Below are 250 nucleotides of genomic sequence, written 5' to 3'. Positions count from 1 at the left end.
ATTGTGCTGTCTCCAGTTGCCTCCTAGTGTAAGCACGAGGGTTCTCCCACCGTTGCCTGGTCCTGGCCGAAACATCCTGTTGCGAGCTCAACTAACATCCCTGCCCGGCTAAGCCCGGCTGAGGGGGGCAACGTGTTGCCCGATAGCCCAGATAAAACCGGCGAGTTCTCGCGCAATGGCGGTACAGACCTGGTTCTTGAGCTTGCCGCGTGCCATCAGGTTGCGAAAGCGCTGACAGAGCCGCTTTTGC

General features: G+C 59.2%; 1 pseudogene. It reads right to left on the bottom strand.

Going from position 1 to position 250, the window contains the following annotated elements:
• Positions 1-108 precede the first annotated feature (108 nt).
• A pseudogene (locus tag VSR68_RS42715) lies at positions 109-250 on the bottom strand (IS110 family transposase); the annotation flags it as partial.

The sequence above is a fragment of the Paraburkholderia phymatum genome, assembly GCF_038900715.1.
Classification (GTDB): Bacteria; Pseudomonadota; Gammaproteobacteria; order Burkholderiales; family Burkholderiaceae; genus Paraburkholderia; species Paraburkholderia phymatum_A.
The sequence above is the reverse complement of the archived record's forward strand: the minus strand, read 5'-3'. Positions and strand labels throughout refer to the sequence as shown.